The organism is Rhodanobacter ginsenosidimutans (assembly GCF_042655685.1).
Classification (GTDB): Bacteria; Pseudomonadota; Gammaproteobacteria; order Xanthomonadales; family Rhodanobacteraceae; genus Rhodanobacter; species Rhodanobacter ginsenosidimutans.
This window is the reverse complement of record NZ_JBHSMM010000001.1, coordinates 353,104-365,705: the sequence shown is the minus strand read 5'-3', so window position 1 is coordinate 365,705 and position 12,602 is coordinate 353,104. Positions and strand designations below refer to the sequence as shown.

Annotated in this window: 12 protein-coding genes; 8 read left to right on the top strand and 4 right to left on the bottom strand. The window is 67.3% G+C overall.

Annotated elements, in window-relative coordinates:
• Positions 1-7: 7 nt before the first annotated feature.
• Both dapF and lptM read right to left on the bottom strand, forming a co-directional pair.
• Positions 8-856, bottom strand: coding sequence for a diaminopimelate epimerase (gene dapF, locus ACFPK0_RS01485; protein WP_377337880.1), 849 nt, complete (start codon positions 854-856; stop codon positions 8-10).
• 8 nt (positions 857-864) lie between these two features.
• Positions 865-1,080 (bottom strand): LPS translocon maturation chaperone LptM, encoded by a 216-nt coding sequence (gene lptM, locus ACFPK0_RS01480; RefSeq protein WP_377337878.1) that lies wholly within the window; start codon positions 1,078-1,080, stop codon positions 865-867.
• A gap of 148 nt (positions 1,081-1,228) precedes the next feature.
• Between lptM and ACFPK0_RS01475 the strand changes: the two genes are divergently transcribed.
• Positions 1,229-1,912, top strand: coding sequence for a hypothetical protein (locus ACFPK0_RS01475; RefSeq protein ID WP_056082856.1), 684 nt, complete (start codon positions 1,229-1,231; stop codon positions 1,910-1,912).
• Positions 1,913-2,102: 190 nt separating this feature from the next.
• On the opposite strand, the gene ACFPK0_RS01470 is transcribed toward ACFPK0_RS01475, so the two are convergent.
• Both ACFPK0_RS01470 and ACFPK0_RS01465 read right to left on the bottom strand, forming a co-directional pair.
• Positions 2,103-3,707, bottom strand: coding sequence for a carboxylesterase/lipase family protein (locus ACFPK0_RS01470; RefSeq protein WP_377337876.1), 1,605 nt, complete (start codon positions 3,705-3,707; stop codon positions 2,103-2,105).
• Positions 3,704-4,666, bottom strand: coding sequence for an alpha/beta hydrolase (locus tag ACFPK0_RS01465; RefSeq protein WP_377340202.1), 963 nt, complete (start codon positions 4,664-4,666; stop codon positions 3,704-3,706). Before ACFPK0_RS01465 ends, ACFPK0_RS01470 begins: the two co-directional genes overlap by 4 nt.
• Before the next feature lie 163 nt (positions 4,667-4,829).
• Here ACFPK0_RS01465 and ACFPK0_RS01460 point away from each other — a divergent pair, with 163 nt between their 5' ends.
• The 7 genes from ACFPK0_RS01460 (at position 4,830) to kduD (ending at position 12,459) form a co-directional block, all read left to right on the top strand.
• On the top strand, positions 4,830-5,660 hold the full coding sequence (locus ACFPK0_RS01460; protein WP_377337874.1) for a 2-keto-4-pentenoate hydratase: 831 nt from the start codon (positions 4,830-4,832) through the stop codon (positions 5,658-5,660).
• A gap of 29 nt (positions 5,661-5,689) precedes the next feature.
• The gene (locus ACFPK0_RS01455; RefSeq protein ID WP_377337872.1) at positions 5,690-6,709 is read left to right on the top strand and encodes a TRAP transporter substrate-binding protein; all 1,020 of its coding nucleotides are present in this window, start codon (positions 5,690-5,692) and stop codon (positions 6,707-6,709) included.
• Positions 6,710-6,722: 13 nt separating this feature from the next.
• Positions 6,723-7,241: a TRAP transporter small permease gene (locus ACFPK0_RS01450; protein WP_056607522.1), complete on the top strand. Its 519-nt coding sequence runs from the start codon at positions 6,723-6,725 to the stop codon at positions 7,239-7,241.
• 3 nt (positions 7,242-7,244) lie between these two features.
• On the top strand, positions 7,245-8,528 hold the full coding sequence (locus tag ACFPK0_RS01445; RefSeq protein ID WP_056082869.1) for a TRAP transporter large permease: 1,284 nt from the start codon (positions 7,245-7,247) through the stop codon (positions 8,526-8,528).
• 89 nt (positions 8,529-8,617) lie between these two features.
• Positions 8,618-10,168, top strand: coding sequence for a family 43 glycosylhydrolase (locus ACFPK0_RS01440; protein WP_377337869.1), 1,551 nt, complete (start codon positions 8,618-8,620; stop codon positions 10,166-10,168).
• A 46-nt stretch (positions 10,169-10,214) separates the two neighbouring features.
• Positions 10,215-11,243, top strand: a complete 1,029-nt coding sequence (locus ACFPK0_RS01435) for a LacI family DNA-binding transcriptional regulator (RefSeq protein WP_377337867.1) — start codon at positions 10,215-10,217, stop codon at positions 11,241-11,243.
• A gap of 460 nt (positions 11,244-11,703) precedes the next feature.
• On the top strand, positions 11,704-12,459 hold the full coding sequence (gene kduD, locus ACFPK0_RS01430) for a 2-dehydro-3-deoxy-D-gluconate 5-dehydrogenase KduD (protein ID WP_056082878.1): 756 nt from the start codon (positions 11,704-11,706) through the stop codon (positions 12,457-12,459).
• Positions 12,460-12,602 lie beyond the last annotated feature (143 nt).

Here is a 12,602-nt window from a genome sequence, read left to right as displayed (position 1 = left end):
CCGCGCTTCAATGGATGGCGTCGACGGCCAGCCATTCGCCTTCGAACACGAACGCGGCCGGGCCGGTCATCCACAGGGGCTGGCCAGGGCCGGCCCAGTCGATCTGCAGCGCGCCGCCGGGCAGTTCCACCGTCACCGACTCGTCGACCTCGCCGCGCGCACGCAGCACCGCCATGGCGGCGCAGGCGCCGGTGCCGCAGGCCAGCGTCCAGCCGGCGCCGCGCTCGTGCACGCGCAGGCGCAGATGGCCGCGATCGACCGATTGCACGAAACCGGCGTTGACGCCTTCGGCAAAGCGCGAGTGGACGGACAACGCCGGGCCGATGCGCTCCAGCGCGGGCGCGTGCAGGTCGGGCACCGGAATCACGGCGTGCGGGTTGCCCATCGACACCGCGCCGATGCGCAGCGCCTCGCCATCGGCGTCGATGACGTAATCGGCGGCGACGCCATCGGCCTGGAACGGCAGCCGCGCCGGATCGAACTGCGGCTCGCCCATGTCCACGGTGACGCGGTGCGGATCGAGCACGCGGATGGTGACCGCGCCGGAGGGGCTTTCAATGCGCACATCCTCGCCCAGCGCCAGCGCGCCGGCGCGATGCAGCCATGCCGCCACGCAGCGCACGCCGTTGCCGCACTGGCCCGAGGGCGTGCCGTCGGCGTTCCAGATGCCGTAGTAGAACGCGCACGAGGGGTCACGCGCCGGTTCCACGCTGAGCAACTGGTCGAAGCCCACGCCGGTGTGGCGGTCGGCCAGCGCGCGGATCTGCGCCACGTCCAGCGCGAACGGCTGCTGGCGGCAATCCAGCACCACGAAGTCATTGCCGATGCCGTGCATCTTGGAAAACGCCAGAGACATGACTGTGCTCAAAGCTCGGTGGCGGGAAGCGTAGCCGTGCCCGCTGGCGTAGATGGCATGGCAGCCCCAGCCGGCGCGGGCGCGGGCAGTGCACTGCTCGCCGCCGCGGGCGCCGGTGCGCTGGCCGGCTTGGCCGGCGGCATCACCAGTGGACCCTTCAAGCCGCAGCCGGCAAGCGCGGCGACGGCGAGGCAGACGGGTAGCAGCAGGAGGGATCGGCGCATGTTCGGTATCCGGAGGGCGGTGGAGGCGCCACGGCGCCAGACTCGCCGCAGTATAGCGAGCCGCCCGCGGCGCCTGCCCGCTGCCTTCATCCTGCTGCCGTTATCATGCGCGACTGCATTCGCGCATCACGCGCAACGAGGAACCACGATGGAATGGAGCACATGGCTGCGCCTGCCGACAACCGTGCTGCTGGTGCTGGCGGCGCTTTTTGCGCTGGCCACGCTGGTGCAACTGGTGATGGTGCGCCAGCGATTGCACGGTGGCCAGCCGTTCGCGGCCAGCGGGCGAGCGCTGCTGTGCCTGCTGTTCTTCGCGCTGACCGTGGTGCTCGGCGGCATGGGTTACGCGCTGCGCGGCTACCGGCTGCTGGCGCAGGAAAGCCCGGTGGTGGATATCGACGCGCGCATCCTGTCGCCGCAGCGCTGGGCGCTCACCTTGAGCTGGCCCGACGGCAGCACGCGGCAGGTGCAGTTGGCCGGGGACGACTGGCGGGTGGAGGCGGTGGTGCTGAAGTGGAAACTGCCGGCGCTGCTGAGCGGCCTGCCGCCGCTGTACCGGCTCGATCGCCTGTCCGGCCGCTACGACGACCCGGAGCAGGAAGCCACCGCACCGCGCACGGTGATCAGCTTTCGTTCGACCGACGGTTTCGATCTGCTGAACCTCAAGCGCAGCTATCCGCAATGGCTGCCCGAGGTGGATACCGTCTTTGGCAGCGGCGCGTATCTGCCACTGGTGGATGAGGGCCATTACAGCGTCAGTTTGATGCGCACCGGCGCGCTGGTGGCGCGGCCGGATGAGGCGACGGCGGCGCGTATTGCCAGCCCGTTGTGACGACGCTGTTGCTCCCCGCTGCGCGGGGGAGCTGCCCGGAGGGCTGAGGGGGCTTTTCGTTCCTGCGGGAAAGCCCGGATCAAAAGCGCCCTCTTCCGCCCTTCGGGCACCTTCTCCCGCAAGCGGGGGGAAGGAACATTTCGCGCGGCAACCAACGCTTGCTTCCCCCGCGAGCGGGGAAGGGACGGCTTCAGAACGTGCCGCGCTGGATGAAGGGGACCTGGGCGTAGAGGCGGCGTTCGGCGCCGCGGGGGTCGTCGGCCTGACGGATATCGGCGTCGAACAGCATGGTTTGCCTACGCGCCAGCGAATAGCCGTCCCAGTGCGGCAGGCCCTTGTGGTTGGGGTTGCCGTGGCGGGCCAGTGCCAGCAGGGCGTCGCTCATCGCGTCGGCCATGCGTGTGGCGTCCTCGCTGCGGCCGGTGCGTGAGCCCGGTTGCTGCGGGTTGTGGAAAACCAGCGGGATGTCGAGGGTGTGGAAGGCGCGCAGTTTGGCGGCGTCGCCATGGCGGTCGTACCAGTCCAGCTCGTACGCCCAGGTGGGTGCGCCCTGCCGCGCGCGGGCTTCCAGTTCCTCGACGGCGCCGCGCCAGGAGCGGCCGGCGGTGGTGGCGGCGAAGAACACGTCCGACGGTGTGTAGTCGGGGTACAGGCGGCGGTATTCGGCGATCACCACGGACGGCAGCAGGTCCACGTATTGCTGTTTTTCCAGCTTGGCCGGCAGGTCGTCCCAAGTCAGATTGAAGTTGGCCGGGTCGTGGCCCAGGAAGGCGCGAGTTTCGTCGTGGGTGTTGCCGATGACCATGGGGATGCAAGCCGATTGCGCCGGTGCCTGCGGCCAGAACGGGTGCGACGGCAGCGCATGCGAATCCAGTACCGGGCCGAGGTACAGGTTGGTGCTTTCCATGCGCGAGGGGTCGTGGATCTTCATCGCCTGCAGCAGTTTTTCCAGCGGCATGCGGCGCAAGGCGTCGGCGTCGACGTGGAAGTGATCCAGCACCAGTTGCGCGCGCTGGCTGGCGGCCCGCGGCCCGGCGGCGGTGACCTGCTGGCCGCTCATGGTCCAGGCGCGATGGAACAGGCCCTTCGCTTCCGGCATCGCCATCAAGGTGGCGATCTTGGCGCCGCCGCCGGATTGGCCGAATACGGTGACATTGCCCGCATCGCCACCGAATTCGGCGGCGTGCTGCTGCACCCACTGCAAGGCCTGGATCAGGTCGAGCTGGCCCACGTTGCCGGAGTCGGCGAACGCCTCACCGCCGAGCTGGGCCAGGTACAGATAGCCGAACAGGTTGAGCCGGTGGTTCAGCGTGATCACCACCACGTCGCCGCGCTGGCTGAGGTGGGTGCCGTCGTAGAGCGGGCTGCTGCCAGAGCCGTTGCTGAAGGCGCCGCCGTGGATATAGACCAGCACCGGCCGCTTGCCGCCGTCGCGCAGTGCGGGCGTCCACACGTTGAGATAGAGGCAATCCTCGCTGCCCGGACCTTCGCCGCTGGTTTGCGGCGCGGCAGGGCCGTAATCGAACGCATCGCGCACGCCGCGCCACGGCAACTCCTGCACGGCGCGCTGGAACCGGCGCGGCGCCGTGTCGGCACCGTAGGGAATGCCGCGAAATACGTGGATGCCCTGCTCCAGCTGCCCTGCGACGCGGCCACTGCGCAGGCGGGCGATCGGGCTGGATTTGTTGCTGACCGAACCGGCCATGGCCACGGCGGGCAAGGCGACGGCCAGCGAGCCGAAGGCGCCGGCGCGCAGGAAGTGGCGGCGTTGCGGGTCCATCTCTTCAGCGCTCATGGCGAAGCCTTCCCGGGTTGCGTGGCGATCCAGTCCAGTGCCAGCCGCGGCCAGGCGGCGGTGGTCAGGCCGTGCGTGCCGCGCACACCGAAACCGTGGCCGCCGTGGGGAAACAGGTGCATCTCGGCGGGCACTCCCGCAGTCAAAAGGGCACGGTAGAACTGCAGCGCGTTGCCTACCGGCACGGCTGGATCGTCCTGCGCGTGGACCAGGAAGGTGGGCGGCGTGTCGGGTCGCACCTGGTATTGCATCGAATACTGGCGCAACAGCTGCGCATCAGGGTGGGGACCCAGCAGCCGATCCCGCGAACCGCCATGCGTGTCCGGCCCGGCCATGTCGATCACCGGATAGATCAGCAGTTCGAAATCCGGTCGCGCACTGACCTTGTCGATGGCATCGGTGGCCGGGTAGACCGCCTTGTCGAAACCGGTGCCCAGCCGCGCGGCCAGATGGCCGCCGGCGGAAAAGCCCATCACACCGATGCGATGCGGGTCGAGCTGCCACTGCGCGGCGCGGCTGCGGATCAGGCGCAGCGCGCGCTGCGCATCGGCCAGCGCCGCCTCGCGGTCGGCGCGGCCTTCGCCGGGCAGGCGGTAGCGCAGCACGAACAAGGTCACGCCGCCCTGCTCGACGAAGGCCGGCACCATCGCCGAACCCTCCTTGTCCAGCACCACCCGCTTGTAGCCACCGCCCGGCGTGACCAGCAAGCCGACACCGTTGGGCCGGGCCGGACGATAGACGACCAGATACGGCTCGCTGACGTGGGTGACGTAGCGATCCGGCAGGGCCGGATCGGCGCTGCGCTCGACGAGCTGCAGTGGTTGGTCGAGCGCTTTGTCTCCCGGTGCCAATCCGGCCGGCCACAGGCTGATCCGGTCGGCCGAGCCGGGCGCCGGCTCACCGTCGGCGGTGGCCGCCGCCAGCGGGGCGAAAAAAAAGAGAAACAGCGTCAATGCCATGACAAACAGTCGCTTGCGCCGATGCGATGGGGACATGTGCGGCTCCGTGGTGAGCGGGATGGGCGAATTTTGTGCACTGCCTATTGCCAGATGACACCGGTTGACCATATATAGCAATCACCGTATTGTCGATGGGCAGTGCAGCAACTATCAGGAGAGTCACTTGAGCAACGAGCAAGGTCACCGGAACGCGACCGTTTCCGCATGGGAAGACATTGCCCACCGATTCGTGGAAGCGCGGCGCGCCGGTCGATCACTGCCGGATTTCCCCGGCGAGATTCCGCCGGATCTGGTCAGCGCCTATCAGGTGCAGGACCTGGCCATCGCGCAGTGGGACGACGCGGTGGTGGGCTGGAAAATAGGTTACATCGCCGCCGATCGACGCGATGTTTCCGGCGACGAACGCCTGCTGGGCCCCATATTTCGCCGCAATCTCTGGAATGCTACCGGTGCCATCGTGGATATCCCGGTGTTTTCCGGCGCGGGTGGTTTTGCCGCGGTGGAAGCGGAGTACGTGCTGCAGCTGGAAGCGGATGCGCCGGCCGACAAGCTGGACTGGACGCCCGAGGAAGCAGGACTGTTGCCCACCCGGCTGCATGTCGGCGTGGAAGTGGCCAGCAGCCCGCTGGCCACGATCAACAAACTGGGCCCGCGCGTGGTGGTATCCGATTTCGGCAACAACAACGGCCTGGTGCTGGGGCCGGAAATCGACCACTGGACGACGTGCGACGAATCAAAGCTCACCGCGCGCACCGAAATCGACGGTGTGGTGGTGGGCACCGGCGGCGCGGCCAACCTGCCGGGTGGATTGCGCGGTGCATTCGCCTTCGCCCTGCGTCGCTCCGCCCTGCGCGGCCGGCCGCTGAAAAAGGGTGACCTGATCGCCACCGGCAACGCCACCGGCATTCATGACATCGACGTGGGCCAGCTGGCGCTGATCGATTTCGGCAGTGCCAAGATCGTCTGTCGGGCCACGCCCAGCCCCGCGGGCTGAGGAAACTTGATCATGCAGGGGAGGGGCAAATGATTACACGTCGCGGTTTTCTCGGTGCCGGCCTGGGCACGCTGGCCGCCTCCGCCCTGGCCGCCTGTTCCAACGGCGTCTCGACCGGCATGGGTGGCAAGGACAGTGCCGGCGGCCACCTGCTGACCGCGTCGGATGTGCATGTCGCCAACTACCCCACCGTGACCGCGGTCGACTGGATCGGCAAGGAACTGGAGCGGCAGACCGACGGCCGCCTGCGCTTGCGCATGTACCACTCCGGCCAGCTCGGCCGTGAGTCCGAGGCGATCGACATGGCGCGCTTCGGCGCCATCGACATCACCCGCGTGTATTCGGGCGCCTTGAACAACGCCTTTCCGCTGACCCAGGCGCTGTGCCTGCCCTACGTTTTCGATTCGGTGGCGCACATGCGCCACGCGCTGGACGGCGGTGTCGCCGCGGCCGTGCTGCGCGGTTTCGAAAGCCGCGACCTGATCGGCCTGGCCATCTACGACTCGGGCACGCGCAACTTCTACAACACCAAGCACCCGATCGTGGAACCGCACGACCTGCACGGCCTGAAGCTGCGCGTGGCCCGCTCGGACATTTTCCTGGAGCTGATCCGCATGTTCGGCGCCAACCCCACGCCGATGTCGCTGGGCGACACGTTCTCCGGGCTGGAGACGCACATGATCGACGGCGCCGAGAACAACATGCTGAGCTTCCAGTCCAGCCGCCACTACGAGTCGGCGCGCTACTGGTCCGAAACCGAGCACTCCTACGCGCCGGACATCCTGCTGATGTCGCGCCGCAATTTCGAGAAGCTGACGCCGTCCGATCGCGAGTTACTGCTGGATCTGGGTCGCCGCTCGGTCACCGTGATGCGCCAGCAGTGGGATGCCACCGAGGGCAAGGCGCGGCAGACGGTGCTGGCGCACGGGGTGAAGGCGAACGCGGTGGACATGGTCGCGTTCCGCACGGCGGCCGCCCCGCTGCTGCAGAAATACCTGCAACAGCCGGATGTCGCCGAGATCTATCGCCGTATCCGTGAATTCACCTGAGGGGATGGCATCGATGTCCGAGACCGACGACCGCACGATCGTGACTGGCCCCCAGCGATGGCTGGAAGTGCTTGCGCGCATCGCCATCCACATCGCCGCGTTCGCCATGCTGGGCCTGGTGGCCGTGCAGGGCTGGCAGGTGTTTGCCCGCTACGTCATCAACGATTCGCCGGGCTGGACCGAGCCATTGACGATCCTGCTGCTGAGCACGGCGATGAGCTTGGGCGCCGCTGCGGCGGTGCACAGCAACCGGCATTTCGGCTTTTTTCTGCTGGCCGGTCAGCTCGGCCCACGGCTGAAGTGCGCGCTGGAAGTGGTGGTGGAGATCGTGGTCGCCACCATCGGCGCCGTGCTGGCCTGGTGGGGCTGGATGCTGTGGATGGATGGCGTGCACATCAAGACGGCCGGCGCGGATTTCCCGCAGAGCATCAACTACCTGCCGCTGAGCATCGGCGGCGCGCTGATGCTGGTGTTCGCGATCAATCGCCTGGTGCTGGCCTTGCGCCCCACGACCATTGAAGGGGGCCACTGAGCCATGGGCATCGCGATTCTTTTCATCGTCTTCGGTGTGCTGCTGGTGCTGGGCGTGCCGGTGGCTTTCTCGCTGGCCGCGGCGGCGCTGGCCACGCTGTGGTACCTGGATCTGCCGGCGGTGGTGCTGGTGCAGCAGATCGGCGCCGGTATCGGTACCGCATCGCTGGTGGCCATTCCGCTGTTCATTTTCGCGGGCGAGATCATGATGCGCGGCGGCATCTCGGAGCGCCTGATCGCGTTCGCCGCGTCGCTGGTGGGGCGCCTGCGCGGGGGCCTGGGCCAGGTGTCGATCCTGTCCTCGCTGTTTTTCGGCGGCGTCTCCGGCTCGGCCATCGCCGATGTGTCGGCGGTGGGCGGCACCATGATTCCCCAGATGGTCAAGCGCGGTTACGACCGGGATTTCGCGGTCAACGTCAGCATCACGGCGGCGCTGGTGGCGCTGGTGGTGCCGCCCTCGCACAACCTGATCCTGTTCTCGGCCGCCGCCGGCGGCAGCATCTCCATCACCGACCTGTTCGCCGCCGGCATCCTGCCCGCGCTGCTGATGACCGTGGTGCTGATGGTGACCGGCTATTGCGTGGCGCGTCGGCGCGGCTACGGCGTGGAAGCGTTCCCCGGATTTCGCAAGGTGGCAAAACTGCTGATCGCGGCGCTGCCCGGGCTGGGGCTGGTGGCCCTGATCTTCATCGGTATCCGCGCCGGCATTTTCACGGCGGTGGAGTCGGCGGCGATCGCGGTGGTCTACGCGTTGTTCGTCACCGGCGTGCTGTACCGCAATTTCAGTTTGCGCGGCTTCCTCGACACCGTAATCCATGCGGCGCAGGGCACCGGCGTGATCCTGTTCGTGATCGCAACGGCGGCGGTGTTCGGCTGGTTGCTGGCCTATCTTGAAGTGCCGGTGGCGATGGTGAACTTCCTGGGCATGATCGCCCACGACCAGACCACGGTGCTGCTGATGATCGTGGTGCTGCTGCTGATCCTGGGCACGTTCATGGATCTGGCGCCGATGATCCTGATCTGCACGCCGATCTTCCTGCCCGTGGTGAAGGCGTACGGCATCGACCCGGTGCACTTCGCGATGGTGCTGGTGATCAGCGGCGGCATCGGCCTGGTGACGCCGCCGGTGGGCTCGGTGCTGTTCATCGGCACCGCCATCGGCAAGATCAGCATCGCCGAATCGATGAAGACGATCTGGCCGTTCTGGCTGGCGGCCGTGGCCGGCCTGCTGGTGGTGACCTTCTTCCCGCAGCTGTCGCTGTGGCTGCCGGCGCTGATGCGGCACTGACAAGCGAGTACCCCATGACTCCACGATCGATCACCCGGTTACTCCCCAGCCACGGACGGCTTTTTGATACGACGTGCAGGCGGTTGCTGATGCTGGCCGCCTGCATGGTGATGGCCGGCCCGGCGCTGGCCGCCGACGCCGCGCAGCCCTGGAAGCGCGGCATCGAGCACCAGCGCATGGCCGACCTGGGCGATGGCCGCTTCCTCAACCCGGTGCTGTCCGGCGACCACCCCGATCCGTCCGTGCTCAAGGACGGCAAGGATTACTACCTCACGCTGTCCTCGTTCGACGCCTACCCGGGCCTGCCGATCTGGCATTCGCGCGACCTGGTGAACTGGCAGCCGCTGGCGCATGCGATCCGCACCGACGTGGGCGCGATCTGGGCGCCGGACCTGGTCAAGTACAAGGGCCGCTACTACATCTACTTCGCGGCGCGCACCGCGGAAAAGCGCGGCAATTACGTGGTCTGGGCCGACGCCATCAGCGGGCCCTGGAGCGAGCCGGTGAGCCTGGGCCTGCCCCGCCACATCGACCCCGGCCACGCCGTGGGCGAGGACGGCAAGCGCTACCTGTTCCTGTCCGGCGGTGACTACGTGCAACTGGCCGACGACGGCCTCAGCGTGGTCGGCACACCCAAACACGTCTACGACGGCTGGCATTACCCGGAAAGCTGGGACGTGGAGAGCTATTCGCAGGAAGGCCCCAAGATCAGCAAGCACGACGGCTGGTTCTACATGACCACCGCGGTGGGCGGCACCGCCGGCCCGCCGACCGGGCACATGGTGATCAGCGCGCGCTCGCGCTCCATCCACGGGCCGTGGCAGAACTCGCCGTACAACCCCATCGTGCGCACCGCCAGCCGCGACGAGCCGTGGTGGTCGCGCGGTCACGCCACCATCGTGGAAGGCATCGACGGGCGCGACTGGATGGTCTACCACGGCTACGAAAACGGCTATTACACGCTGGGCCGGCAGATGCTGTTGGACCCGATCGCGTGGACGGCCGACGGCTGGTTCGTGGCCAAGGGCGGCGACCTGGGCCAGCCGCTGGCCAAACCGGCCGGCGCGGCGCTGCCGCATGGCATGGCGCTGTCGGATGGTTTCAGCGGCGACAAGCTCGGCCCGCAGTGGGCATTCTTCAAGCCCGGCCCGGACGAATACAGGCGCCTGTCGTTCAAGGACGGCGACCTCACCGTGCAGGGCAAGGGCCATTCCCCCCGCGACAGCTCGCCGCTGACGGTCATCGCCGGCGACCGCGCCTACGAGTTCGAGGTAGAGATGGATATCGCCCCCGGCGCCATCGGCGGCGCGCTGCTGTTCTACAGCGACCGCCTGTATGCCGGCGTGGGCAGCAACGGCGAGCAGTTCATCCTGCACCGCTACGGCGAGGACCGTCCCGCGTCACTGCCGCCCAGCCGCACGGGTGGAAAACTGTGGTTGCGGGTCACCAACAACCGCAACATCCTGACCGTGCACACTTCGCAGGATGGCAAGCACTGGCAGAAGTATCCCGTGCAAATGGACGTCTCGGGTTACCATCACAATGTGGCCGGTGGCTTCCTGGCCCTGAAACCGGCGATCTATGCGGCCGGAACCGGGGCTGTGACATTCCACCATTTCCGTTACCGCGCGCTGGACTGAAACCCGATGGTCGAAGGCCCGCGCAGAAGGATTCCAAAGGATTCCCTTGAGCAAGAAGGCCGATTCCAAAACCGTGACGATCAACGACATCGCACGGCTGTCGGGCGTTTCCAAGAAAACCGTCTCGCGCATCATCAACAACTCGCCGCTGGTGCGCAAAGACACCCGCGACAAGGTCGAGGCGTTGATGCGCGAAGTCGGTTACGCGCCCGACCCGCTGGCGCGCGGGCTGGCGTTTCGGCGCTCGTTCCTGATCGGCATGGTGTACGACAACCCCACCGCCCAATACGTGGTGGACATGCAGTACGGCGCGCTCGACGCGCTGCGCGGGTCCAGCTTCGAGCTGGTGGTGCACCCCTGCGATTCCCGCAGCGCTGATTACATCGAAGGCGTGCGCCGGTTTGCGCAGCAGCACAAGCTGCACGGCGTGATCCTGGTGCCGCGCGCCTCGGAAGACCAGGCGCTGGTCGAGATGCTCAAGGACATCGGCTGCCGTTACGTGCGCATCGCCGCCGTGCCGATGGACGAAACCTCGCAGATGGTGATCACCCACGACCGCGACGGCGCGGCGGAAGCGGCGGACTACCTGCTGTCACTGGGCCACCGCGACGTGGCCCTGATCACCGGCCCCGTGGCCTACCGCTCCACACTGGAGCGCTCCGCCGGCTTCCTCGACGCCTTGCGCAAGCGCGGCATCACGCTGCCGGACGACCGCATTGTCGAAGCCGGTTACACGTTCGAATCGGGCCTGGCGGCGGCCGAAAAGCTGCTGCTGGGCGACCGCCGCCCCACCGCCATCTTCACCGGCAACGACGAAATGGCCGCGGGTGTGTACAAGGTGGCCCTGCGCGCCGGTATCGACATTCCGCGCGAACTGTCGGTGATCGGCTACGACGACAGCTCGCTGGCCTCGCGCCTGTCACCGTCACTGACCTCGGTTCGCCGCAACACGCGTGACACCGGGCGTACAGCGGCCGCCATGCTGCTCCAGCCCGAAGGCCAGGGGCCGCTGGCTTCCGCCAGCGTGCGGCCGCATGTGGTGGTTCGCGACTCCTGCCAGCCACCGCAGCGTTAGGGCTCCGCGCTTCCTTCCCCCGCCCGCGGGGACAAGATGGCAGGACTGCCATCTTGAGCAGCGAAGCTGCCCGAAGGGCGGAAGGGGGCCAGCACACCGAACGCGTGACATATAGAACGCGCTCTTCGATTGGCGTGGAAAAGCCAACAGCAGCGCGGCTTTGCCGCGCGCACCCATCCGCCTTCGGCACCTTCCCCCGCGAGCGGAGGAAGGAAGCAGCCTGCGCTTTCATCCTTGGTCTGGACGGTTCATACGCACCGGCTTTCCGGACTCTGAGCACCCGAATGACCGGCCCTTTCCGGAAAAATGACACCGGTTACCAAAATAGGCATAATGAGACTCAGCCGCCTCATGACGGAAGCCCAAACCGTCGCGTGCGCACACGGCCGCGTCGACCACCAAAACCGTCGTCCACGGCCGTCTTCCCAACCCACGTACACCGTTCGGAGAGAAGAACACCATGACGAATCCATTCAGTCTCGAAGGCAAGGTCGCTTTGGTAACCGGTGCCAATACCGGGCTGGGCCAGGGCATTGCGGTGGCGCTGGCCGCCGCCGGCGCCGATATTGCCGGCGCCGGCATCGTGCCGGCCGACGAGACCGGCGAGAAGGTGCGGGCGCTGGGGCGCCGGTTCGTCAACATCGACGCCAACCTGATCAGCGTGGAGCCGGTCGCCCGCGTGGTGGCTGAAGCCATCGAGGGCCTGGGTCGGCTGGATATCCTGGTCAACAACGCCGGCCTGATCCGTCGCGCGGACGCGGTGGATTTCAGCGAGAAGGATTGGGACGACGTGATGAACGTCAACATCAAGTCCGCCTTCTTCATGAGCCAGGCCGCGGGCAAGCATTTCATCGCCCAGGGCGGCGGCAAGATCATCAACATCGCCTCGATGCTGTCGTTCCAGGGCGGCGTGCGGGTGCCTTCCTACACCGCCTCCAAGAGCGGCATCGCCGGCATCACCCGCCTGCTGGCCAACGAGTGGGCCGACAAGGGCGTCAATATCAACGCCATCGCGCCGGGCTACATGGCCACCGACAACACCGCCCAGTTGCGCGCCGACGAGGATCGCAGCAAGGCCATCCTCGACCGCATCCCGGCCGGGCGCTGGGGCAAGCCGGAGGACCTGGGCGGCACCGCCGTGTTCCTTGCCTCCCGCGCCGCCGATTACGTCAACGGCGCGGTGATTCCGGTCGATGGCGGTTGGCTGGCGCGCTGAGAAAACCCGTACGCCGTCATCCCGGCGAAAGCTGGGGGCGCTTTACAACAGCCGAAGACGGGTCATCCAGCGCTTTGGCAGCGACTGCAGTCACTGGATTCCAGCGTGCGCTGGAATGACGAGCAAGAGCCATAGCGAAAAAC

Excerpts from the sequence above, each read along its gene's own strand:
- dapF (WP_377337880.1), bottom strand. The coding sequence starts at position 856 with ATGTCTCTGGCGTTTTCCAAGATGCACGGCATCGGCAATGACTTCGTG.
- lptM (WP_377337878.1), bottom strand. The coding sequence starts at position 1,080 with ATGCGCCGATCCCTCCTGCTGCTACCCGTCTGCCTCGCCGTCGCCGCG.
- ACFPK0_RS01475 (WP_056082856.1), top strand. The coding sequence starts at position 1,229 with ATGGAATGGAGCACATGGCTGCGCCTGCCGACAACCGTGCTGCTGGTG.
- ACFPK0_RS01470 (WP_377337876.1), bottom strand. The coding sequence starts at position 3,707 with ATGAGCGCTGAAGAGATGGACCCGCAACGCCGCCACTTCCTGCGCGCC.
- ACFPK0_RS01465 (WP_377340202.1), bottom strand. The coding sequence starts at position 4,666 with ATGGCATTGACGCTGTTTCTCTTTTTTTTCGCCCCGCTGGCGGCGGCC.
- ACFPK0_RS01455 (WP_377337872.1), top strand. The coding sequence starts at position 5,690 with ATGATTACACGTCGCGGTTTTCTCGGTGCCGGCCTGGGCACGCTGGCC.
- ACFPK0_RS01450 (WP_056607522.1), top strand. The coding sequence starts at position 6,723 with ATGTCCGAGACCGACGACCGCACGATCGTGACTGGCCCCCAGCGATGG.
- ACFPK0_RS01445 (WP_056082869.1), top strand. The coding sequence starts at position 7,245 with ATGGGCATCGCGATTCTTTTCATCGTCTTCGGTGTGCTGCTGGTGCTG.
- ACFPK0_RS01440 (WP_377337869.1), top strand. The coding sequence starts at position 8,618 with ATGCTGGCCGCCTGCATGGTGATGGCCGGCCCGGCGCTGGCCGCCGAC.
- kduD (WP_056082878.1), top strand. The coding sequence starts at position 11,704 with ATGACGAATCCATTCAGTCTCGAAGGCAAGGTCGCTTTGGTAACCGGT.